Origin of the sequence: Faecalibacterium sp. 3 (assembly GCF_048323735.1) — a bacterium.
Taxonomy (GTDB): domain Bacteria; phylum Bacillota; class Clostridia; order Oscillospirales; family Ruminococcaceae; genus Faecalibacterium; species Faecalibacterium wellingii.
Window position 1 is genome coordinate 2865001 of the sequence record NZ_JBLWFN010000001.1, and the last position, 22389, is coordinate 2887389.

The window sequence follows — 22389 nt, forward strand, 5'->3', positions numbered from 1 at the left end:
TCAACATGTTCGGCCGCGAAACTCCCGCAGAAGTGGAGCTTGGTCAGGTCGAGCTGCCGTAATCAACCGGCAAGGAACGTTTACCAAGGTAAGACCGCAGTGCGGTTCTTATAGAGCGTGTGCACTGGGCACATGCTCGTGGGAGGTACGGAGACACCGTACCGCAACTCACCACAGATTTTTGGAGGTGCATTTATCATGGCACAGAAAGTTACTGGCTACATTAAGCTGCAGATCGAGGCCGGCAAGGCAACTCCGGCTCCCCCTGTTGGCCCTGCTCTGGGTCAGAAGGGCGTCAACATCATGGCCTTCACCAAGGAGTTCAACGAGCGTACCAAGAACCAGATGGGTTATGTGATCCCCGTCGTCATCACTGTTTACGCTGACCGCTCCTTCAGCTTCATCACCAAGACTCCTCCGGCAGCCGTTCTGATCAAGAAGGCCGCTGGCATCAACACCGCTTCCGGCAAGCCCAACAAGGAGAAGGTCGCTTCTCTGACCGCCGCTCAGGTGGAAGAGATCGCAAAGACCAAGATGCCCGACCTGAACGCTGCTTCTCTGGAAGCTGCATGCAGCATGGTCCGCGGCACCTGCCGTTCCATGGGCATCACCGTCGAGGGCTGAGACATAAACAGTGGGAGGGCATAACACTGCCCGCATGACCACACAGGAGGATATACAATGAAACATGGCAAGCACTATGTCGACGCTGCAAAGCTGGTCGATTCTACTAAGGCATATGATGTGAACGAGGCTCTGGAGCTGGCTTGCAAGACCGCTTCTGCCAAGTTCGACGAGACTGTTGAGCTGCACGTCCGTCTGGGCGTTGATGGCCGTCACGCTGACCAGCAGGTCCGCGGCGCTGTCGTTCTGCCCAACGGCACCGGCAAGACCGTCCGCGTCTGCGCAATCGCCAAGGGCCCCGCTGCTGCTGCTGCTGAGGCTGCTGGCGCTGATATCGTCGGTGATGACGAGCTGATCGCAAAGATCGCCGGCGGCTTCATGGATTTCGACGTCGTCGTGACCACTCCCGATATGATGGGCCGCGTTGGCCGTCTCGGTAAGGTCCTGGGCCCCCGCGGCCTGATGCCGAACCCCAAGGCCGGCACCGTTGCTCCTGATCTGGGCAAGGCTGTTTCCGAGGCCAAGGCTGGTAAGATCGAGTACCGTCTGGACAAGCAGAACATCATCCATGTGCCCGTGGGCAAGGCTTCTTTCGGTGCAGAGAAGCTGTACGCCAACCTGGACACTGTGATGGAGGCTATTGCCAAGGCAAAGCCCGCTGCAGCAAAGGGTACCTACTTCAAGAGCGCTACCATCGCCACCACCATGGGCCCTGGCATCCGTCTGAACACCCTGAAGTACGGTGTCTGATTTGAAGTTCTGATCGTTTTTCTGCCGTTTGTATGGACGGCAGAAAAATTTTGTCAGGAAATTTCAAAAAAGACTTGACAACTCCGCACGTTTGCGGTAATATAATCATGCTGTTTTTGAGACAGCAGGTACTGGAGTCCAGTGTAAGGCTATGCCGCCTGCCGAGAAACGTGCGTAAAGTTGTTTTATGCCTCTTTCTCGACCAAGTGCGGGAAAGAGGCTTTTTTCATACTTGCTCCGGTTTTCGATACAAGTTTTTGAAACGAGGTGAAACCGAATGCCCAGTGCAAAGATTCTTTCTGAAAAGCAGGCTTATGTCGCTGATCTGAAGGCAAAGTTTGAGAGTGCGGTTTCCGGCTGCGTCGTCGCTTACGGCGGCATTAACGTCGAGAACGACACCAAGCTCCGTAAGGAGCTGCGTGAGGCAGGCGTCGATTACATGGTCGTGAAGAACACCATGCTGCGTCTGGCTGTCAAGGGTACCTCTCTGGAGGGCCTGGCTGAGCAGTTCAAGGGCGATACCGCTATCGCTTTTGCTCACGAAGAGGATCCCATGTCCGCTGCCCGCATCCTGTGCAAGTATCAGGATGGCGATAAGTCCAAGAAGTTCGTCGTGAAGGCTGGCTTCATGGAAGGCAAGGTCATGAATGCAGCTGAGACCAACGCAATCGCAAAGCTGCCCAACCGCGAAGGCATGCTGTCCATGTTCGCAGGCGCCCTCACCAGCACTCTGTCTGGTCTGGCCGTTGCAATGCAGGCTTATGCCGACAAGCAGGAGGAGCCCGCTGCCTGATGGCCGCGTGACTGCTGCTTAAACAATTCTGAAATCAACAAACAAAACCATTGATATTGGAGGGTTACTACTATGGCTTCTGAGAAGATTACTGCCATCATCGACTCCGTTAAGGAGCTGTCCGTTCTGGAGCTGAAGGAACTGATCGACGCTTACTGCGAAGAGTTCGGTGTTTCCGCTGTTGCTGCTGCTGCTCCCGCTGCTGCTGGCGCTGCTGCTGCCGCTGAGGAAGAGAAGACCGAGTTCGACGTCATCCTGGCTGAGGCTGGCGCTACCAAGATGCAGGTCATCAAGCTGGTGAAGGAGATCACCGGTCTGGGCCTGAAGGAAGCTAAGGCTATCGTCGATGGCGCTCCCAAGGCTGTCAAGGAGAAGGTCTCCAAGGCTGAGGCTGAGGACATCCAGAAGAAGCTGACCGAGGCTGGCGCTAAGGTCGAGGTCAAGTAATTGAACCTCTTCTGAGAGTCGTTCATTCTTGAACAATGAGGTGCCCGTACCGAAAGGTGCGGGCGCCTTTTTTTGTTTGATGATTGGAATGCCTTCCGCTGCGCTCTAGGCATGTTTAGAGGAATTATTATTTTTAATTTGTGTTCAGAAAATGTCTGCGGACATTTTCTGAACACTTTTTCACAGGAGGGGCGGTAAAGGCAAGCGGCATCTGTGCGGTAGGAAAATGCATTTAACGCTACGACTCTATGGTGAAAAAGCAGCTCCGAAACGACCGCAGTCGTTTCGGAGCTGCAAATATCTAAAAATATGATTTCCGCTATTTATGCCCAGAGCGAAGCGGAGGGCATTCTAAATCGTCATCGTCGTATCTTTTCTGCATTCAAAAACTATGTTATACTATCCTCAACAGGAGGAACGGCAGAACCTTTACCCCCTCTGCCGCAAAAAGAGAGCTATGGAATACCGCAACTGGAGCAAAAACGATATCCGCACTTCCCTTTTGGGCTACGGCTGTATGCGCTTTCCCACCAAGGCCGACGGCACCATTGATGAAGAGCGCGCCGAAGCGCTGCTGAACACCGCCAAGGCCGCCGGTGTCAACTACTTCGATACCGCCTATCCCTATCACAACGGCCAGAGTGAGCCCTTCGTGGGCCGGGTCATTGCCAAGTGGGACCGCAGCAGCTTTTATCTTGCCACCAAAATGCCGCTGTGGAGCTGCAAAAATCTGGACGATGCCAAGCGAATTTTTGAAGAGCAGTTCCAGCGGCTTGGCGTTGAATACATCGACTTCTATCTGCTGCACTCCCTGCACAGAGCACGGTACGAAAAGGCAAAAGCCATGGGCCTTGTGGACTGGCTGTGGCAGCAGAAGGCTGCAGGACGCATCCGGAACTTTGGATTTTCCTGTCATGACAACTCTGCCGGGTTTGAGTACATTCTGCGCGACCAGCCGTGGGATTTCTGCCAGCTGCAATACAATTATCTGGACCGGGACGACCGTGCCGAGGAGATCTCCGGTGACCGGGGCTATCAGCTGACCGAAGAATGCGGCGTGCCTCTTATCATCATGGAGCCCATCAAGGGCGGCACGCTGGCGTCTCTGCCCGCAGACGCCGCCGCACCGCTGCACGCCCTGCGTCCGGATGCCTCCGATGCCTCCTGGGCGCTGCGCTGGGTGGGCAGCCACAACAACGTGCATGTTATCCTGTCCGGCATGAGCGCCGAGGAGCAGCTGACCGACAATCTGGCTACCTTTGGTTCTTTCCAGCCGCTCTCCCCTGCCGAAAATGCCGCTGTGGAAAGCGTTGCCGACCAGCTGCACCGCCGTATCAAGGTCGGCTGCACCGGCTGCCGGTACTGTATGCCCTGCCCCATGGGGGTGGACATCCCGGACAATTTCAGCATCTGGAACAAGCTGGGCATGTTCGGGCAGAAGGATGCCATCAAAGCCCAGTGGACCGAGCACTTCCCGGACAGCGAAAAGGCCCTGCACTGCGTGCGCTGCGGCAAATGTGAGGCAGTCTGCCCGCAAAAGCTGCCCATCCGCGATTCGCTGGCACAGCTGCAAAAGGAGCTGGATGCTTTATAACCCTCTCAGTCTCGCATTCGCTCGACAGCTCCCCCGAAGGGGGAGCTCTATGGGCACGGTAAGCTCTTTTGTTATAGAAACACACCTTTCCGGTAAATGCAAAAAGCTCCCCCTGAGAGGAAAGACTTCCCCCTGCCGGGACAGATTCTCCCCGCGCCGGAGAGAAATGTCACCGCAGGTGACAAAGAGAGGAACAGATGTCGCGCAGCGACAAAAGGGGGAATCCGGCAATGCCGCAGGCATTGACTGAGAGAGTCAAAAAAAGACCGTCACACGTTTTTCGTGCAACGGTCTTTTTTATGCAGTTTTTACCACAGCCGGATGACCTTGATGACGCCCTCCGCCTTATCGCGGGCCAGCTCCAGGTGATGCTGCAGAGAATCCGCAGCCAGATCCCAGTTGTCCGCCAGCGCAGCATCCAGAATTTCCAGATGCTCGTCACAGGTCTGCTCCTGATTGATCATGCTCACCTTGCCGGTCATGATACGGAACCGGGTGTTCAGGCCGGTGATGCGGTCGTAAGCCGAGCGCAGGTACTTATTGGGCAGGGTGCTCATGAGCAGTTCATGGAACGCATCGTCCGACTCGCAGAAGTCGGTGATGCGGTCCGGATGATGCATCAGCTCAGCAAACGCCTCCAGCTGCTCCCGCGGGATGCTGCTGCCATAAGTACGCAGGGCATACGGCTCCACCAGCAAACGCATTTCAAACATGCTGTGCACGTCCTCTTCGGTGATGCCGGATACCATCAGGCCCTTTTTGGGCAGGATGGTGATGAGCCCCTCCTGCTCCAAGCGGCCCAGAGCATCCCGCATGGGGGTGCGGCTGATGTTGCCCATTTCCGCACAGAGCTTCTGCTCGTTCAGGAATTCATTGGGCCGGTACTCGCAGTTCAGGATCCTGGTCTTGAGGTACTGGTACGCCTGCAGCTTCAGGCTCAGTTTGGTCTGCGACTCCGTTTCTTTCATATTTTGCACAACTCCTATTCCCTTTTTCCTTTGCAATGAAAAAGGTTTCTTCTCCTATAATACTTTGGAGCGCATGCTTTTTCTTCTTCAAAAGCACTCTTGTATTCTTGCTGCAATCCAAGTAGTATTCCAGTCCTATTATTTCATAATAGGGCAATTATTACAATACTTTTTTTCGAACTTTGGTGCGTTTTCCGTTTTTGCTAATTTTTATGTCTTATTTTTTGCTAAAATCAACAACGGTTTTTGTGCTTGTAGCCAATGCTGCTTCTTTTGGCCCGGTTCTTTTGCATCCAACACAAAAATATGCTACAATGAATAAAATAACGAAAAGGGTGTGGATCTCTCTTATGGCACGAAGCGACGGCTACAATACCAAGACCCGTCAACTGATTTTAGATTATCTCATCAACAACCGGCAGCACGCGGTGAGTGCTTCCAACATTCTGGAGCATCTGGAAGCGCAGGGCGCAAGCCCCAACCCCACCACGGTGTATCGCTATCTGGACAAGCTGGCCGGGGAGCAGCGCATCATGAAGTATGTAGCCGACAAGGGCGAAAAAGCCGTGTTCCAATACGTGGACGAGGGCCGCCACTGCCGGGAGCATCTGCACCTCAAATGCGTGCAGTGCGGACGCATCTATCATCTGGACTGCCACTTCATGGACGAGGTGCGCGCCCATCTGATGGCAGAGCACGGCTTTACCCTGCAGTGCGAGGGCAGCGTTTTGTATGGTTTGTGCCGTCACTGTGCCCAAAAAGCGGAACAGTCCGACTCTGCTGATCAAACCGCACAAAAATGCGCCTGCTGTGTTGACACGGACCAAAAGCCGTGATACAATGCAGGCAAGAAAAAGCGTTGACCGGGAAAAGTAAGGTTTCAATGTTCTCTTTCAGAGAGTGCGGGCAGCTGGGAGCCGTGCAGAGGACGAAGCCCGAACGAACACCCGTGAGCTTCCCCCTGAACCTGTTTGTGCAGCAGTAGGGGCAGACGTGCGCCGCTCGTTATCGCGGCAGTGCTTTCAACGGGGAGAGCGCACAAAAGTGACTGGCATGGTTTTATGCCGGTAATTTAGGTGGCACCACGGATACGGCAGCATATTCGTCCTAGCGATTGGGATGAATGAGCTGCCGTATTTTTTTTTGAAAAAAGAGGGGTAAGAAATATGTGTTGTGTTATGGGCTATACCGGGCACGATCTGAGTGCCGCCAAATTCAAGGAATACCTGCTGCGCACGGTCATGCGCGGCCCGGACGACCAGCGTGTGGTGGAAGGGCCTTTCGGTCTGATGGGCTTTGGCCGCCTTGCCATCATGGGCCTGACGCCGGAAGGCATGCAGCCGTTCTACCGCGGTGCCGACTGCGTGGTGTGCAACGGCGAGCTGTACGGCTTCCGCTTTGAAAAAGAAGTCCTGAAGCGCCGGGGCTACAAGTTCCAGTCGGACTGCGACTGTGAGATCCTGCTGCCGCTGTACTATGAGTATGGTCTGGATATGTTCCGCCACATGGATTCCGAGTTCGCGCTCATCATGTACGATTCCCGCAAGGACCGGCTCATCGCCGCCCGCGACCCCATCGGCATCCGTCCGCTGTTCTACGGCTACTCCAAGTCCAGCCATCAGATCGCCTTCGCCTCCGAGATGCAGAACCTCATTGGCTGGTGCGACGACATCCGTCCCTTCCCCATCGGCAGCTACTACTGCGATGGCCGCTTCGTCCGCTATGAGGACATCGCCGATGTGCCCGCCCCCATGCAGGACGATATGGACACCGTGCTGCGGAACATCCGCGAAAAGCTGATCGCAGGCGTTGAGAAGCGTCTGGACGCAGATGCCCCGGTAGGCTTCCTGCTTTCCGGCGGTCTGGATTCCTCGCTGGTGTGCTCCATTGCCGCCAAGAAGCTTGGCAAGCCCATCCGCACCTTTGCCATCGGCATGGACACCGACGCCATTGACCTGAAGTATGCGCGCCAGACCGCTGAATATCTGGGCAGCGAGCACCACGAGATCATCATCAACCGGGACATGGTCATCAACAGTCTGGAAGAGGTCATCCGCCTGCTGGGCACCTGGGACATCACCACCGTCCGCGCCAGCATGGGCATGTACCTGCTGTGCAAGGCCATCCACGAGCAGACCGACGTCCGGGTGCTGCTGACCGGTGAGATCTCCGATGAGCTGTTCGGCTACAAGTACACCGACTACGCCCCCACCGCCGACGCCTTCCAGCAGGAAAGCCAGAAGCGCATCCGGGAGCTGTACATGTACGATGTGCTGCGGGCCGACCGCTGCATCTCCTCCAACAGCATCGAGGCCCGCGTGCCCTTTGGGGATCTGGATTTTGTGCGCTACGTCATGGCCATCGACCCGGAAAAGAAGCTGAACAGCTACGGCAAGGGCAAGTACCTGCTGCGCAAGGCCTTTGAGGGCGACTGGCTGCCGCCGGAGATCCTGTGGCGCGAGAAGGCCGCCTTCTCGGATGCCGTGGGCCACAGCATGGTGGACGATATCAAGGAGTATGCCGAGAGCCTTTACACCGACGAGGAGTTCCAGCTGCGCCGGGCGAACTATTCGGCCCACTGCATGCCGTTCACCAAGGAAAGCCTGTTCTACCGCGAAATTTTTGAGAAGTACTACCACGACCAGAGCCGCACCATCGTGGGCTTCTGGATGCCCAACAAGGCATGGCCCAACTGCAACGTCAACGACCCCTCTGCCCGCGTGCTGGCAAACTACGGCGCTTCCGGCGTGTAATTGATTTTAAATGGCCTCCGCTGCGCTCTGGCCATCTTTAGCGGAAATAAAGTTTTTATAGTTTGCAGTTCAGCAAAGCCTGCGGGCTTTGCTGAACTGCTTTTTTCACAGAAAGAGTCCGAAAAGCAAACTGCATCTTCTGTGCCTGTTCTCTACGGGAACATCTGCACAGGGAAAAAGATGCCGCTTCCAGTTACGACCCCTCTTGTGAAAATGCAATGCCGGGCGGTCCGCAGACCGCCCGGCATTGCTCTGTTAAAATTATTTTTCCGCTATTCATGCCCAAAGCGAACGCGGCGGGCATTCTGATTTGTTACATCCTGATTTTTTGCGCCGCCCGGGCAATGGACGCCAGCAGCGCCACCAGACGCTTTTCGTCCATCTGGCCGCAGTAGCTGGTGAAGGTGTAGTAGCAGCCCTGCACGCAGAAGGAAAGCACGATCTTGCGCACCACATCGGCATCAAACGAGGGGTCTCGCTCCGAGATGCATTTGCACATGGCCGCTTCCACCCGGTTGATGAACAGTCCCTGACGGGAGCCGGAAAACAGGATGCCGATCTCGGTCTGATTCCGGGTAAAGGCCCGGAACATTTCCCGGGTCAGCCACTCGGTGCGCTCGCTCACATCGCGGGCGGTCAGCTGCGGCAGGCTTTCCACCACCACCTCCACCATTTCGTCCTCCATGGCGTTGGCCAGCGCATAGATATCCTGATAATGGGCATAAAAGGTGGACTTATTGATGCAGGCCAGATCGCACAGCTCCTTGACCTTGATCTTTTCCAGCGGTTTCTGCGCCCGCAGCTCCATGAACGCCTGCTTGATGGCACGCTCCGTTTTTTCAATGCGAATATCCAGAAAATCCACCTCTTTTGCAATTCTGTTGATTATCCAACCATTTTCCTGTTTTGCGGATAGACAAGGCCCTCAGCCTTTTTTATACTGGGGCTATCCCCCCTCCGCGTCACTCCTTGCGGTACAGGATGCCTTTTTCGTCCAGCGCCTGCCGGATGCGCTCAAAGCTGTCGGCATCCGGGCAGTGCAGTGTATGCAGGTGCACGCCGCCGGTCATGCGGCTCAGCAGGCTTTCCGGCGTATTTTTTGCCTGCTGGATAAAGTTGTCCACATCATAGCGGCTGGCAAGGTTCAGGTTGCCCCGCAGTTCACCATACAGGCTGTTCTCCACAGCCACATCCACCACGATGCCGCCCTGATCCACAATGGTGTACAGCTCGGTGCGCATCTCTTCCTCGGTGCTGTGCACGCAGGCCAGAATGCCCACATAGCCCTTTTGGGCCGGATGCAGCTGATAGCCCCGGGGCGTTGCATCGATCTGTGCGCCGCCTGCCCGCAGCAGAGCCACATCCCCCACCACGATCTGACGGGATACCCCCAGCTGTGCCGCCAGGGCACTGGCACTGACCGGGGTCTCGGCCCCGCTGAGCCGGTTCAGGATGGCTTCTCTGCGCTGCGCTGCGTTCATAGGTCTCAGGCTTCCTTTCCGCATTTCTGCATTCCTGCTCTATTGTAGCAAAACACGGCGGTTTGTGCAAGAAGCCAGCCCTTTATTCCAGCTGCAGAATGGTAGCATAATTGGAGGGCAGCTGCACCTTCATGCGGCCCCACTCCATGCTGGTCAGAACAGGCTGTGCGCCCACGGTATCCGCCAGCAGGTCAACGGCCCCGGAAGCCTCCACCGGCAGCTGGAATTCCAGCTGTGCGGGACTGTCGCCGTTGTTCAGCACCACGACGCAGGCCTTTCCATCCAGCACCCGGGCAAAGGCATAGCACTGGGTGGTGAGCTGCAGTTCCTTCACCTCGCCGTCGGTCAGCTCCGGCAGCTCCGCCTTCAGTCTGCCCAGTGCGGCATACACGCTGGTGACAGGGTTGGTGGTCTCAGCGTCCTTGAAGTCGGAAAGCTCCAGACAGGGACGCAGCGGCCAGTCGCTTCCCCACTCTTTTTTGCCTTCAATGCCAAATTCTGAGCCATAATAGATGGACGGAATGCCCCAAAGCGTATATACTAGAATTGCAATGTGACGGATGTGCTCCCGGTTGCGCAGCTTATTGGGCAGCCGCTCCACATCGTGGTTGTCCGAGAACAGATACAGCCGGGTATCGTGGCACAGGCCCTGCAGACGGCGCATGGTGTGGGCGATCTCGAAATAGTTGTGGTCGTTGTGGCCGCTCCACAGGCCCTTGTGCAGCTCGTAGTTGGTCACCGAATGCAGCATCTCCGGGTTTGCCCAGCGGCTGTAATCCCCGTGGATCACCTCGCCCATGAGCCAGAACTCGGGCTTTACCTCATTGGCAAGGCGGCGCAGCCCCCGCATGAAGTCAAAGTCCAGCACATCGGCGGCGTCCAGACGAATGCCGTCAATGTCAAATTCATCCACCCAGAAGCGGATGGTATCGTAGTGGTAGTTCTGCACCTCCGGGTTGCGCTGGTTCAGCTTGACCAGCAGATTGTAGCCACCCCAGTTGCCATAGGAAAAGCCGTCGTTGTACTCGTTGTTGCCCCAGAAATTCACATCGCAGAACCAGTCCTTATAGCGGGCGTTCTCGCGGTTCGCCTTCAGGTCCTGGAACGCAAAGAAATCACGGCCCACATGGTTGAACACGCCGTCCACGATCACCTTCTGGCCCCGGGCATGGCAGTCTGCCACAAAGTCCCGGAACTCCTCATTGGTGCCGATGCGGCGGTCTACCAGCCGGTAATCGATGGTGTCGTAGCCATGGGAGCCGCTCTCGAACAGCGGGCCGATATAAATGGCCGTGCAGCCAAGGTCCGCTGCGTGCTTCGCCCATGCGTTCAGCTTCTCGAATGCGCCGGGCACCGCCTGCCCGTCGTTCTCATGTGCGCAGCCGCACAGCCCCAGAGGATAGATGTGATAGAATACCGCGTTGTCATACCAAGCCATTGTTCATACCGCTCCCATACAAAAAAAAATCAGCCGCCGCCCACTGCAGCGGCAGGAATAGTATAGCACAGAATCTGTAAAATATGTTAATATTTGCCGATTTTTGTCAAGAATCGACAAGAATATCGGCCACTGTGCCCCATTTCGCCTTGTTTTTATTGGATATATTGCCCAAATATCTGTATCACATGCAGTGCCGCCGGGCACTGCTCATCATAGAATGTAAGGAGATCTTTGCATGAATTACCCCGCCATTCCCCGTGAATTCTTCAATGGAGACTGCTTTGATGCCTACCGCATCCTTGGTGCACATCCCTGCTCCGACAACGGCACCGAAGGGTGGCGTTTTGCGGTGTGGGCCCCCGGTGCCACGGCAGTGGAGGTCTGCGGCGGCTTCGACGGCTGGGAGGCAGGCGTGCCCATGGAAAAAGCCGATACCGGCGTGTGGAGCGCATTCGTCCCCGGCCTTGCAGAGGGCGACCTTTATAAATACCGGGTGCATGGTGCCGACGGCAGTGTGGTGATGCGCAGCGACCCCTACGCATTTTCCACCGAGCTGCGGCCGGGCACAGCCAGCCGTCTGACAAAGCTGGACTTCCGCTTTGACGACAGTGCATGGATGGAGCGCCGCGACAAATGCCGCAACCGCCCGCTGAACATCTACGAGATGCACGTTGGCAGCTGGCGGCACAAGCCCGGCAGCAAGCAGGAGGACGGCTCAGACGGCTGGTACAACTATGAGGAGCTGGCCAAGGAGCTGATCCCCTGGCTGCTGGACCATCACTTTACCCATGTGGAGCTGCTGCCGCTGGCAGAGCATCCCTTTGACGGCAGCTGGGGCTACCAGACCACCGGCTATTTTTCCGTCACCAGCCGCTACGGCACCCCCGCCCAGTTTGCCGGCTTCGTCAACGCCTGCCACCGCATGGGCATCGGCGTCATCATGGACTTTGTGCCGGTGCACTTTGCCGCCAACGCCGACGCTCTGGCAAAGTTTGACGGCACCTACCTCTACGAGTACGACAGCGATGTGGGCCACAGCGAGTGGGGCACCTGCAACTTCAATTACTACCGCCGGGAGGTGTGCAGCTTTTTGAACAGTGCCGCTGCCCTGTGGATGGATGTGTACCACTGCGACGGCATCCGCATGGACGCCATTTCCCGCGCGCTGTACTGGCAGGGAGACCCGAACCGCGGCGTGAACGAGGGAGCTGTGAACTTTCTGCGCAGCCTGAACCACGGCCTGAACGAGCGCTGGCCCACCGGCATCTACATGGCAGAGGACTCCACCAACTTCCTCAAGGTGACAGCTCCCACCCGCTACGACGGCGTGGGCTTCGACTACAAGTGGGACATGGGCTGGATGCACGACACGCTGGACTATTTTGCCACCCCCTTCGGTGAGCGTCCGAATGCCTATGGCAAGATCGTTTTCAGCATGCACTACTTCTACAACGAGCTGTATCTGCTGGCGCTGAGCCACGACGAGGTGGTGCACGGCAAAAAGACCATCATCGATAAGCTGTGGGGCACCTACGCGGAAAAATGCGCCCAGCTGCGCACCCTGTATTTTTATATGTATATGCACCCGGGCAAGAAGCTGAACTTCATGGGCAACGAGATGGGACACTTCCGGGAGTGGGACGAAAAGCGGGAGCTGGACTGGGACCTGCTGAAATATCCCTTCCACGATGCCTTCCAGAAATACTTTGCCCACCTGAGCCGGGTCTACTCCACCGAGCCCGCCCTCTACGATGGTGAGTACAACCCCGACTGCTTTGAGTGGGTGGCCTGCGAGAGCCGCAGCGAGGGCGTGTACGCATGGCTGCGCAAGGGACAGGGCCAGAGCCTGCTGTGCATCATGAACACGCAGGATCACGCCCACAAAAAGTTCCCCCTCTACCTCCGGTTCCCCTGCGGTGCCGAGGAGGTGCTGAACACCGAGTCCCCCGAGTGGGGCGGTGCGCTCAAGGGACGCCGCAAGACCAGCCTGCACACCACCGACGGCGGCGTCTATGGCCGGGATTACACCCTCACCATCGACCTGCCCGCCATGGGAAGCTGCCTGCTGCGGCTGACCCCGGAAGCCCCGAACCCGGACGCCGCCCGCATCAGCGCTAACAAAGCCATGGCGCAAAAGCGCCGCAGCGCCCGCAGCACAAAGACCGCTTCAAATTCCAGTAAGTAATATTCACCTCAAAATGTCCTGTATGCTTTGAAAGCTGCGGGACATTTTGCTGTTTTCCGCGCCCTGCGGCTGGACAGTGCAGATTTTGCTTGCTATACTGTAGCTGTGATATTCTGCAACTGAGAGGTTTTTGGGGATGAATGGAATCGTTTCCCGTCTGTCTGCCCTTGGCAAGGTCTGGCTGGGCCTTGCTGCCGGGGCGCTGGCGCTTATCGTATTCGGCCTTGCCGCACCGGGCAGCGGCCTGTTTTTCCCGCTGCTGAGCCTGTGGTGCAATGCAGCGCTGTTTGCACTGGCGCTGCTGGTGCTGTGCCGGGCCGGTGTGGAGCTGGACCTGTTCCACAAGGCGGTGCTGGTGGGCGTCTGGGCTGTGGCGGCGCTCTACTCTTTCTGGGCGCTGGGCAGCCGCACCTTCCTCTACTACTGGGACTATGTGAACTACATTTTAAAGCAGTATAACGCCGAAGCCGCCTTTGCCCAGAGCACAGGCGCAGGCTTCCGCTTCCTCCTCGATTCCATCACTGAGGACTACACCAACTTCATCACCCTGTTCACCGAGTTCCCGTTCTGTCTGAGTGGCAAGACCGGTGACGACTACGCATTCTGTCAGCTGTTCAGCGTCCTGCCCAGCCTGCTGGTGCTGCTGGCGGGACTGGTGTGCAAAGCCGGGCAGCTGCTGCGGGTGAAAAACACCCGCTGGTATTTCCTCATCGGCTTTTCCTGGTGCGTCACCTTCCCGTTCCTGCGCATGTCTGCCATGCTGGGCCAGCCGGACTGGTTCGGGCTTATCTTCGCCTTCATGCTCCTGCTGCTCACGCTGGACTACCGCTTTGACCGCATCGATCTGCCCCGCTATCTGCTGATCTTTGCCGCCACGGCGGGGGTCATTCTCACCCGGCGGTGGTACTTATACTTTGTGGTGGGCTACTGCTTCGCCTACGTCCTGCTGCTGGTGGTATCCAGTGTGCGGCTGGCAAAAAGCGGCCAGCAGTCCCGGGCTGTGCGCCGCCTCGTCCGGCTGGCCGTGTTCGGCCTGTGCGCCGCCGGGGCCATGGTGTTGCTTCTGCTGCCCATGGTGCGCAAGATCCTCGGCTTTGATTACGCCGGGCGCTACTCCTATTACAACTTCGGCGGCATCACGCTGGAGCTGGCCGCGCAGACCCTGCGCATCGGCCTGCTGAACTTCATCCTCATCGGGCTGGGGCTGTGGTTTGCCGCAAAACGCCGTCTGCCTGCCCTGCCCTGTCTTGCGGGTGTGGAGCTGCTGGTAAGCCTTCTGCTGTTCACCCGGGTGCAGAACACCGGTTCCCACCAGATGCTGCTGTTCGTGCCGGGATGGCTGCTGCTGTTCCTCACCGGTTCCGCCGCACTGGCCGAGGGCATCCGGAAGCACCGGAAGCTCAAGCTTTTCTACTGGGCCTTCACGCTGGTGTTTGCCATGTCGGTGCGCTGTTCCCCGCTGACCACCGTGGCCCTGCCGGGCTTTGCGGTGGACCACTTTCCCCTCAAGGCGGTGTCGGAGTTCGTCCGGCTGGACAAGCTCACCTACGACCGCACCGACGCCGCCCAGATCCAGCGCGTGGACGACTGGATCGATGCCCACTGCGATGCGGAAAAGGGCGAGTTCGCCTACATGATCCCCCACGATATGCTATACAACTCGGACATGTTCCAGTATGCCGCCCTGCCGGACATCCAGCTGCAGGGCAAGCTGGCCGCCGGCATCTCCATCCCGGGCACCCACGAGTTCCCGGTGCGGTTCTTTGAGGCAAAGTATGTGCTCACTGCAGAGCCCTTCCCCCAGACCTTTGTCAGCGGCGGCGAGCTCTCCGGCCGGTGGAACGCCCTCTTCTGCGCCGCGCGGGATGAACACTTTACGCAAGCCGCCAGCTTTGACATGGGCAACGGCACCGTGTTCACCGTGTGGGAGCGCACCGAGCCTGCCGACCGGGCTGAGGTGGAATATTATCTGGATGCCTTCGCGCAGGAGGATGTCCTCTACCCCGAGATGTTCTCGCAGGTGGCAGAAAGCTGGCTTGCCGGGCATGGGCTTTAAGCTGCCGTTTTCTCAGGCCGTCTGCGCCTGTACTTTGGAGATAAAAGGAGTCTTTTTCGATGGAACAGAATGCAAGCGCCCTGCCCAAGGTCACGCTGGGCCAGTACAAAGGGCTGGACTTTACCCGCCGGGTGCGCCCGGTGTCTGAAAAAGCCGTGGAGCTGGAGGCCTCGAACCTCACCCGCACCCATGCCCCCTTTGTACCGGTGGAGCTGCCCGCTGCACGCGGGATGCGTGTAACGCTGGATTTTGAGGGTTTTCTGGACGGAGTCCCCATCCCGGACAGCCGGATGGAAAACGTCACGGTGGTGCTGGGCACCGGCCAGCTGATGCCCGCCGCCGAAAACGCGGTCTACGGCCACAAGGCAGGTGAGGATTTCCGGTTCGATTTTACCTACCCCGCCGAGTTCCGGGTGCCGGAGCTTTCCGGCAAAACGGCGCAGTTCGCCATTGCCCTGCACACCGTGGAGCAAAAGCAGATCGTGCCGCTGGATGACGCCTTTGCCGGAACGCTGGGCTTTGACTCGGTGGATGCGCTGAAAGAGAGCATCCGCGAAAAGAAGCGCCGCTCCCACGAGGCCAACGCCGACCGCATTGCCGGTGCCGCCCTGCTGGACATGGCCGGGGCGAACCTGACGGCGGAGCTGAACGACGCCATTCTGGATCAGAACGCAGAGCGGGACATGAACGCCCTGCGCGACCGGCTGCGCCGCAGCAAGATGACCATGGAGCTGTACTGCAAGGCAGGCCAGACCACACCGGACGGGGTGCGTGCCGCCTTCCGCCGGGATGCGGAGCGCAAGATGCGCAGCATCCTTGCGGTGCGGGCCATTGCCGAAGCAGAGCAGATCACCGTGTCCAACGCCGAGGTGGACGCCGAATACGCCCGCCTTGCCAAGCTGCACGACACCCCGGAACCTGAGATCCGCAAAGTGCTCAGCCGGGACGCTGTGGCCTCTGCCGTGACCACCCAGAAGGTACAGCGCTTTCTGATCGAACATGCAAATATCACTTCTGTTGTGGAAGGGGAGTAAATTATGGGCTTTTTTACACGCACCGCGATGGATATGCTGATGAAAACTACCCATCCCGAGATCAACCGCCGCCAGTGCTGGAACCTGCATCCTCATCGTAAGCCCTGCACCGAGTGCAAGGATATCTGCCCCTATGGCGAACAGATCTTTACCCGTCCGAACCTCGTCAAGGACTGGGACCCCTGCACCGAGTGCGGCCTGTGCGTTTCTGCCTGCCGCAGCGGCTGCATCATCCCTTCGCCGGAGCAGGTGCAGCGGGACACCTCTGCCGCCGATACCGACAATGACACCATCTGGATCGGCTGCGAAAAGTCCGCCCGCAAAAATTCCATGGTGCGCGCCTGCATCTCTGCCCTCACATGGGAGACGCTGGCCTACCTTGCCCTGAACAAAAAGATCGTACTGGACCTGACCCCCTGCGGTGAGTGTGAGAACGACCTGTGCGCCGCCCAGCTGCGCAAGGAGCTGACAAGGCTTGTGGATTTCTTTGGTCAGCCCATGTTCGAGGCACGGTTCACGCTGGCCTACGAGCAGGACGAAGCGCCCTATCACGTAAAGGAGCTGAGCCGCCGCGAAATGTTCGAGCAGGTGAGCCACGGCTCTAAGAGCGGCACCAAAAAGCTGCTGCAGCTGCTGCCCGGCCTGCGCAGCGAGGACGACGGCGGTGTGGATTTCCGCCTTTTGCTGCACCAGCGCACAAAGCAGCTGAAAGCGGCCATGGACACGCCGCTGAAGTACGGCTACTATCTGCCCAACTTCACCGACAAATGCTTTGGCTGCGGCAAGTGTGAAAAGGCCTGCCGCGCCGGTGCGCTGAAGCTGGAGGACCTGCCCGACGGCCAGACCCGCATCGTCATCACGCCGTGGAAGTGCAGCGAATGCGAGGTGTGCGTGGCATCCTGCTCGAACCACGGCATCGATGGCATGAAGCTGCGCCAGCTGACCACCCTTGGCCCGGTGAGCGTCTACAAATGCCGCAAGACCCTGTGCAAAGAGTGCGGCAAGCCCATTGCGCCGGACAGTGCGGAGGGCGTGTGCACCGTGTGCCGCATCAAGGCACGCACCAAAAAGCGGCAGGAGGAAGCCGCCGCCCGGGCAAAGCAGCTGCGGGAGGAGCGGGAGGCCAAAAAGGCTGCCGAGGAGGCCGCAAAGGCAGCGGAAGAAGCCGGTGCCGCTGTTTCCGCCGAGGCCGCAGCGGTCCCCGCCGAAGCCGCTGTCCCGGCTGCAGCCGGTTCGGTCATCAGTGCCGTGACGCCTGCCAAGCCCGCACCCACGCTGCCGGACGAGGCACCCGAAGCCGTAGCGCCGAAAAACGATTGACGGCGCGTCGATTCAATGCTATACTGACCATAAAGCCGCCCTTTGTGCGGCAATGGACTGTTACAAAGGGGGTAACGGATGTGTGTTCCGTTACTCCCTTTTTTCAGAGCACACAAATGCTAGAGCTAGAAGAAAGAGGGATCACACTATGCGTCATTCCATTTCCCGCCGTCAGTTCCTGAAGGGCAGCGGTGCAGCCGCCCTTTCTGCTGCAGCTGCCGGTCTGCTGAGCAGCTGCGGCGGCTCCTCCGCTTCCAATGGCGGCAGCACCGGCGCTTCCGGCAGCAGCTCCACCTATACCGTGCTGTACTCCCGCCAGCCCGCCACCCTGAACTATCTGGTCTGCTCTGCCGACCCGGACCTCTACCACGGCACCCAGTGCATCGACACACTGGTGGAATACGACAACCGCGGCAAGATCCGGGAGGGCCTTGCCACTGCGTGGGAATGGGACGCCGACAGCCTGACCTGGACCTTCCACCTGCGGGACGAGAACTGGGTGGACTGCAATGGCGAGGTGCTGGGCCCTGTGACCGCGCAGGATTTTGTGGATGCGCTGGCCTATGTGCTGAACCCGGACTATGCTTCCTCCACTGCAAGCCTTGTCACCCCCTATGTGGCCGGTGCGGATGATTATTACAACTACTGTGTCTACCGCAACAACGCCAACAACGGCACCGTGGCCGAGGACGGCACCACCTACGCCATCGACCCAAACGGCACTGTGACGGCCACCGCTGCGGACGGCACTGCCACTGCGTACCCGGCTGTGGATTTCAGTGCTGTGGGGGTCAAGGCTGTGGACAAGCACACCCTGACCTACACCCTGAACTTTGATTTTCCGGGCTTCCTCAGCCTGCTCAGCTACGCCCCCTACGAGCCCGCCTACGGCCCGCTGCTGGAGGAGTTTGCCGACCAGTTCTGCACCAGTGCCGAGACCGCCTGCAGTTGCGGCGCGTTCTATCTGGCCGAGTACACCCCGCTGGAAAACTGGGTGATGAAGAAGAACCCCGAGAACTACGATGCCGACAGCGTTTATATCGATACGGTGCGCTACATCTACAATCAGGAAGAGCTCATCAGCGGCCCGGAGATGGTCAAGCGCGGCGAGATCGATCAGGCCACCATCAGCTCGGACATTCTGGACAGCTGGCTGGCCGATGACACCACCAGAGATATGGTGTCCATGGAGCGCCCGGAGACCGGCAAGAGCTATTTCTACATCTTCAACTTCCTGCCCTACCGCCACGAATTCTCCAACTGGACCGTGACCGGCGTGGACGCTGAATATGAGCCGGACAACTGGGCCAAAGCCATCAACTCCACCAACTTCCGCAAGGCGTTCCTGTATGCCATCAATCCCTCCGTCACGCTGGCCGTCACTGCGCCCGAGGGCTACGAAAACTATAAGCTGCACACCATCACCCCGCCTTCCTTCTGCGCCAACAGCAAGGGCGTGGATTATACTGAGTGCGGCGGGCTGGCAGGCCTGTCCGATTTCTTTGACGAAGCCACCGCCAAGCAGTACCGCGATGCCGCAGTGGAAGAACTGACGGCTGCCGGTGTCACCTTCCCCATCAAGGTGCAGTACCCCTACAACCCCGCCGTGGTGGACTGGGACAAGCAGTGTCAGGTGTTCAAGCAGCAGGTGGAGAGCGTGCTGAACGACGGCTTCGACTTTGTGAACATCATCATCACCCAGGGCCCCTCCGACAACTTCCTGAACGCGGTGCGCCGGGTGGGTGCCTACCAGCTGATGTCCTACTACTGGGGTGCCGATTACTCCGACCCCGAAACCGAGGTGTACCCCTTCTATCAGGAAGCCGGCGACCGCGGCACCTGCTACAGCTTCCTGCGCACCGGCGTGGAGGACGGCATCGTGACCGGCGAGACCGCCGAACTTGTGATGCAGTACATGTCTCTGGTGGAGAAGGCAAAGACCATCACCGAGGATCTGGATGCCCGGTATGACGCCTTTGCGGATGCCGAAGCCTTCCTCATCCAGAACGCGCTGGTCATCCCGCTGGGGATGCCGGTGCCGCCGTACATCGCCACCCGCCTGAACCTGTGGGAAGGCCAGTACGCTCCCACGGGCCTGTCCACCAACCGCCTGAAGGGCGTGCACATCCTCGACCATTACGTTTCCATGGAGGAGTACAATGCCAACCGCGACGCGCGGTGAGCCGCAGTGCCTGCGGCAATGCAGGACGGACGATTTTGAATGGCTTCCGCTTCGCTCTAGCCATATTCAGAGGAAGAATTATTTTAATTAGAGCAATGCCGGACAGCCTGCGGGCTGTCCGGCATTGCATTTTCACGGGTAGAGTCGTGGAGGAAAGCGGCATTTGCAGCGCTGGTTTCCTGCGGAAACATCCGCGCTGCGGGGAGCGTCCTCACCCTCTCCATCCGCTCACTGCGTTCGCATCCACCTCTCCCAAAGGGAGAGGCCCTGGCAAAGAGATGAACTTTGCGTGGACTGCCAAGGGTTCCCCCTTTGAGGAAAGACTTCCCCCGGCCGGGGGAAGATGTCACCGCAGGTGACAAAAAGGGGAATCTGGCATCGCGCAGCGATGACTGAGAGGGCTAGGCCGCTGGCGGAGAGGGCAAGGTCGGTAAAGTGTGCATCTACTGTATCCGGTCTACGACCCCACTGGTGAAAGCAGCGTTTGGAGTAGGTCGCGGTTGCGCAGCAATAAAAGCCCCAGTGGGGCTTTTAAGCGGAGGAGCGGTCTGCGTTAGCAGATGGAGGGGCCTCGCCCCGACAAGTTCTCGCAGGCCGCGACAAACGCGAATTAAAAATATTTTTTCCGCTGAATATGGCCAGAGCGCAAGCGGAGGCCATTTTGAATCGTTCCTCACCCCATTTTCCCGCAAAAACTCACAAATCCCTTTCCAAACGTAAAAAATTGCGGTATTCTATAGGTATCTGTATTTCAATCGAAAAGTGAGGTGCACAGCGATGGTGCCATATCTCGCAAAACGCATCGGGCGCTCGATCCTGACCCTGTTCATCATCGTGACGCTGGTGTTCTGCCTGCTGCGGCTCATGCCGGTAGAGGGCTATTTTGCCAACTACGAAAAAATGACCGAGGCACAGATCCAGGCCGGACTGCAGTCCATGGGTCTGCTGGACCCGCTGCCGGTGCAGATCGGCCATTTCTGGCGGGACGCACTGCACGGTGATCTGGGCGTGAGCCACATTTACAAGCTCAACGCCCCCGTGACCAAGATCCTTGCCCAGAAGCTGCCCATTTCCATCGAAATGGGTGTGCTGGCCATGCTGCTCAGCCTGATCTTCGGCATCCCGCTGGGCCTTGTCATGGGCCGGTGCAAGGGCCGCTGGCCGGATAAGCTGGGCACAGCCGTCATCGTGCTCATTCAGGCCGTGCCTGCCGCCGTGTACTTTTTGTACATTCAGATGTACGGCACCACCGCCATGGGCGTGGGCCTGCTGTTCGATGCCGCCGACTGGCGCTATTGGGTGCTGCCGGTGTGCAGCATGAGCCTTGCAAACCTTGCGTTCTACGCCATGTGGCTGCGCCGCTACATGGTAGACGAAAGCAACAAGGATTACGTAAAGCTGGCCCGAGCCAAGGGCGTGAGCGAGAGCGGCATTGCCCTGCATCACGTCTTCCGCAACGCCATGGTGCCGCTGGTGCAGTACATCCCCTCCGCATTCCTGAACACCGTCGTCGGCTCCATTTACATCGAGAGCCTGTACAGCATCCCGGGCATGGGCGGTCTGCTGGTCACCTGCGTGCAGCGCCACGACAACACCATGGTGCAGGGCATTGTGCTGCTGTATGCCTGCGTGGGCATCATCGGCCTGATTTTGGGCGATGTGCTCATGGTTCTCCTGGACCCCCGCATCCACTTTGGCAGGAAGGAAGGTGGCCGCTGATGCTCTCTTTTCTCAAACGTGAACGCTCCCGGCTGCTGGAAGACAAGCTCAATGCCGCGCAGGCACAGCACACTGCCGGATGGGAGGCTCTGCCCGAAGACGAGCTGTTCACCCCCGCCGGGTTCAGCGAGGCGCAGGCCGAAGCCACTGCCAGCTCCAACTACAGCTACTGGGGCAGCACCTTCCGCGCTTTCTTCAAGAACAGGTTCGCGGTGGTTCTACTGGTGGCGCTGGCCGCTGTGGTGGCCTTTGCCTTCATCCAGCCCCACCTGCCCGGTCAGGCAGACCCGAACCTCTGCGCCGTGGACCCCGCCACCGGCATCCAGTACCGCAACATTGCCCCCGGACAGGACGGCTTTATCTGGGGTTCCAACTCCATCGGACAGGACCTGTGGGCACGCATCTGGGCCGGTGCACGCACCAGCCTGACCATCGCCTTTTTCGTGGCCCTCATTGAAGCGGTGGTGGGCATCACCGCCGGTGTGCTGTGGGGCTATGTGCGCGGGCTGGACCCCGTGTTCACCGAGTTGTACAACATCTTTGATAACATCCCCACCGCCATTGTGCTGATCCTGATCTCTTACGTGGCAACGCCCAGCATCTGGACCATGGTCCTTGGCATGGCCATCAAGGGCTGGATCGAAATGGCACGCTTCATCCGCAACCAGATCCTCATTATCCGCGACCGGGATTATAATGTAGCGTCCCGTTGCCTCGGCACGCCCACTGTGCGCATCGTACTGCGCAACCTGCTGCCCTATCTCGTCTCGGTCATCATGCTGCGCATGGCCCTCACCATCCCGGAAGCCATCGGCAACGAGGTGTTCATCACCTACATCGGCCTCGGGCTTTCGGTGGAGACGCCTTCGCTGGGCAATCTGGTCAACGATGGCCGCAAGGTGATGATGCAGGCCGGGCTGCGCTACCAGCTGCTGTACCCCACCCTCATCCTGAGCTTTGTCACCATTGCGTTCTACCTGATCGGCAACGCCTTCTCGGACGCCGCCGACCCGAAGAACCATCTGCAGTAAGGAGGGGATAT

General features: G+C 58.5%; 19 protein-coding genes and 1 other annotated feature (1 of these 20 only partly in view). Of the genes, 15 read left to right on the forward strand and 4 right to left on the reverse strand.

Translation table 11 applies throughout. The features are described from left to right. From nusG to ACNSPV_RS13535, 6 genes are all read left to right on the forward strand, one after another. Positions 1–62 carry the final stretch of a transcription termination/antitermination protein NusG gene (gene nusG, locus ACNSPV_RS13510; protein ID WP_249237182.1) on the forward strand. It extends 472 nt beyond the left edge of the window, so the window shows 62 of its 534 coding nt (coding positions 473–534); its start codon lies beyond the left edge, outside the window; its stop codon occupies positions 60–62. Positions 63–198: 136 nt separating this feature from the next. Beyond that, a complete protein-coding gene (gene rplK, locus ACNSPV_RS13515) occupies positions 199–624 on the forward strand; it encodes a 50S ribosomal protein L11 (protein WP_118551709.1) in 426 nt (141 codons plus the stop codon). Positions 625–681: 57 nt separating this feature from the next. After that, positions 682–1374 (forward strand): 50S ribosomal protein L1, encoded by a 693-nt coding sequence (gene rplA, locus ACNSPV_RS13520; RefSeq protein ID WP_005944523.1) that lies wholly within the window; start codon positions 682–684, stop codon positions 1372–1374. A gap of 277 nt (positions 1375–1651) precedes the next feature. Next, a complete protein-coding gene (gene rplJ, locus ACNSPV_RS13525) occupies positions 1652–2167 on the forward strand; it encodes a 50S ribosomal protein L10 (protein ID WP_249237183.1) in 516 nt (171 codons plus the stop codon). A gap of 72 nt (positions 2168–2239) precedes the next feature. After that, complete coding sequence (gene rplL, locus ACNSPV_RS13530; RefSeq protein WP_005944525.1) at positions 2240–2614, forward strand: 50S ribosomal protein L7/L12; 375 nt, start codon at positions 2240–2242, stop codon at positions 2612–2614. Positions 2615–3071: 457 nt separating this feature from the next. Beyond that, on the forward strand, positions 3072–4208 hold the full coding sequence (locus tag ACNSPV_RS13535) for an aldo/keto reductase (protein WP_348585157.1): 1137 nt from the start codon (positions 3072–3074) through the stop codon (positions 4206–4208). Positions 4209–4516: 308 nt separating this feature from the next. Here ACNSPV_RS13535 and ACNSPV_RS13540 read toward each other — a convergent pair whose 3' ends face one another. Further along, entirely contained in the window at positions 4517–5176 is a 660-nt protein-coding gene (locus ACNSPV_RS13540; RefSeq protein ID WP_249237185.1) for a GntR family transcriptional regulator, read from the reverse strand. Between the two features lie 350 nt (positions 5177–5526). Here ACNSPV_RS13540 and ACNSPV_RS13545 point away from each other — a divergent pair, with 350 nt between their 5' ends. Together ACNSPV_RS13545 and asnB are read left to right on the forward strand one after the other, a co-directional pair. Next, positions 5527–6012, forward strand: a complete 486-nt coding sequence (locus tag ACNSPV_RS13545; RefSeq protein ID WP_348585153.1) for a Fur family transcriptional regulator — start codon at positions 5527–5529, stop codon at positions 6010–6012. Positions 6013–6026: 14 nt separating this feature from the next. Beyond that, positions 6027–6289: a binding site (T-box leader), on the forward strand. A gap of 53 nt (positions 6290–6342) precedes the next feature. Beyond that, entirely contained in the window at positions 6343–7929 is a 1587-nt protein-coding gene (asnB, locus tag ACNSPV_RS13550; RefSeq protein WP_418268286.1) for an asparagine synthase B, read from the forward strand. 313 nt (positions 7930–8242) lie between these two features. Here the strand turns inward: asnB and ACNSPV_RS13555 are convergent, their stop codons facing one another. The 3 genes from ACNSPV_RS13555 to ACNSPV_RS13565 form a co-directional block, all read right to left on the reverse strand. Then, positions 8243–8794, reverse strand: a complete 552-nt coding sequence (locus tag ACNSPV_RS13555) for a TetR/AcrR family transcriptional regulator (RefSeq protein ID WP_339396130.1) — start codon at positions 8792–8794, stop codon at positions 8243–8245. Between the two features lie 97 nt (positions 8795–8891). After that, positions 8892–9410: a transcription repressor NadR gene (locus ACNSPV_RS13560; RefSeq protein WP_348585151.1), complete on the reverse strand. Its 519-nt coding sequence runs from the start codon at positions 9408–9410 to the stop codon at positions 8892–8894. 82 nt (positions 9411–9492) lie between these two features. Beyond that, entirely contained in the window at positions 9493–10848 is a 1356-nt protein-coding gene (locus tag ACNSPV_RS13565; protein WP_348585148.1) for an alpha-amylase family glycosyl hydrolase, read from the reverse strand. A gap of 238 nt (positions 10849–11086) precedes the next feature. Here ACNSPV_RS13565 and glgB point away from each other — a divergent pair, with 238 nt between their 5' ends. From glgB to ACNSPV_RS13600, 7 genes are all read left to right on the forward strand, one after another. Continuing rightward, the gene (glgB, locus tag ACNSPV_RS13570) at positions 11087–13036 is read left to right on the forward strand and encodes a 1,4-alpha-glucan branching protein GlgB (protein WP_348585146.1); all 1950 of its coding nucleotides are present in this window, start codon (positions 11087–11089) and stop codon (positions 13034–13036) included. A 136-nt stretch (positions 13037–13172) separates the two neighbouring features. Further along, positions 13173–15092 (forward strand): hypothetical protein, encoded by a 1920-nt coding sequence (locus tag ACNSPV_RS13575; RefSeq protein ID WP_348585145.1) that lies wholly within the window; start codon positions 13173–13175, stop codon positions 15090–15092. Positions 15093–15151: 59 nt separating this feature from the next. Next, positions 15152–16126 (forward strand): trigger factor, encoded by a 975-nt coding sequence (tig, locus tag ACNSPV_RS13580; RefSeq protein ID WP_348585143.1) that lies wholly within the window; start codon positions 15152–15154, stop codon positions 16124–16126. Between the two features lie 3 nt (positions 16127–16129). Further along, on the forward strand, positions 16130–17446 hold the full coding sequence (locus ACNSPV_RS13585; protein ID WP_348585141.1) for a 4Fe-4S dicluster domain-containing protein: 1317 nt from the start codon (positions 16130–16132) through the stop codon (positions 17444–17446). Positions 17447–17594: 148 nt separating this feature from the next. After that, the gene (locus ACNSPV_RS13590; RefSeq protein WP_348585139.1) at positions 17595–19628 is read left to right on the forward strand and encodes an ABC transporter substrate-binding protein; all 2034 of its coding nucleotides are present in this window, start codon (positions 17595–17597) and stop codon (positions 19626–19628) included. Between the two features lie 777 nt (positions 19629–20405). Next, on the forward strand, positions 20406–21347 hold the full coding sequence (locus ACNSPV_RS13595) for an ABC transporter permease (RefSeq protein WP_339396122.1): 942 nt from the start codon (positions 20406–20408) through the stop codon (positions 21345–21347). After that, the gene (locus tag ACNSPV_RS13600; RefSeq protein WP_249237196.1) at positions 21347–22378 is read left to right on the forward strand and encodes an ABC transporter permease; all 1032 of its coding nucleotides are present in this window, start codon (positions 21347–21349) and stop codon (positions 22376–22378) included. The genes ACNSPV_RS13595 and ACNSPV_RS13600 overlap by 1 nt, the downstream gene beginning before the upstream one ends. Positions 22379–22389 lie beyond the last annotated feature (11 nt).

Bases quoted from the DNA above. Each gene is read 5' to 3' on its own strand.
- rplK (WP_118551709.1), top strand. From the start codon at position 199: ATGGCACAGAAAGTTACTGGCTACATTAAGCTGCAGATCGAGGCCGGC.
- rplA (WP_005944523.1), top strand. From the start codon at position 682: ATGAAACATGGCAAGCACTATGTCGACGCTGCAAAGCTGGTCGATTCT.
- rplJ (WP_249237183.1), top strand. From the start codon at position 1,652: ATGCCCAGTGCAAAGATTCTTTCTGAAAAGCAGGCTTATGTCGCTGAT.
- rplL (WP_005944525.1), top strand. From the start codon at position 2,240: ATGGCTTCTGAGAAGATTACTGCCATCATCGACTCCGTTAAGGAGCTG.
- ACNSPV_RS13535 (WP_348585157.1), top strand. From the start codon at position 3,072: ATGGAATACCGCAACTGGAGCAAAAACGATATCCGCACTTCCCTTTTG.
- ACNSPV_RS13540 (WP_249237185.1), bottom strand. From the start codon at position 5,176: ATGAAAGAAACGGAGTCGCAGACCAAACTGAGCCTGAAGCTGCAGGCG.
- ACNSPV_RS13545 (WP_348585153.1), top strand. From the start codon at position 5,527: ATGGCACGAAGCGACGGCTACAATACCAAGACCCGTCAACTGATTTTA.
- asnB (WP_418268286.1), top strand. From the start codon at position 6,343: ATGTGTTGTGTTATGGGCTATACCGGGCACGATCTGAGTGCCGCCAAA.
- ACNSPV_RS13560 (WP_348585151.1), bottom strand. From the start codon at position 9,410: ATGAACGCAGCGCAGCGCAGAGAAGCCATCCTGAACCGGCTCAGCGGG.
- ACNSPV_RS13565 (WP_348585148.1), bottom strand. From the start codon at position 10,848: ATGGCTTGGTATGACAACGCGGTATTCTATCACATCTATCCTCTGGGG.
- glgB (WP_348585146.1), top strand. From the start codon at position 11,087: ATGAATTACCCCGCCATTCCCCGTGAATTCTTCAATGGAGACTGCTTT.
- ACNSPV_RS13575 (WP_348585145.1), top strand. From the start codon at position 13,173: ATGAATGGAATCGTTTCCCGTCTGTCTGCCCTTGGCAAGGTCTGGCTG.
- tig (WP_348585143.1), top strand. From the start codon at position 15,152: ATGGAACAGAATGCAAGCGCCCTGCCCAAGGTCACGCTGGGCCAGTAC.
- ACNSPV_RS13585 (WP_348585141.1), top strand. From the start codon at position 16,130: ATGGGCTTTTTTACACGCACCGCGATGGATATGCTGATGAAAACTACC.
- ACNSPV_RS13590 (WP_348585139.1), top strand. From the start codon at position 17,595: ATGCGTCATTCCATTTCCCGCCGTCAGTTCCTGAAGGGCAGCGGTGCA.
- ACNSPV_RS13595 (WP_339396122.1), top strand. From the start codon at position 20,406: ATGGTGCCATATCTCGCAAAACGCATCGGGCGCTCGATCCTGACCCTG.
- ACNSPV_RS13600 (WP_249237196.1), top strand. From the start codon at position 21,347: ATGCTCTCTTTTCTCAAACGTGAACGCTCCCGGCTGCTGGAAGACAAG.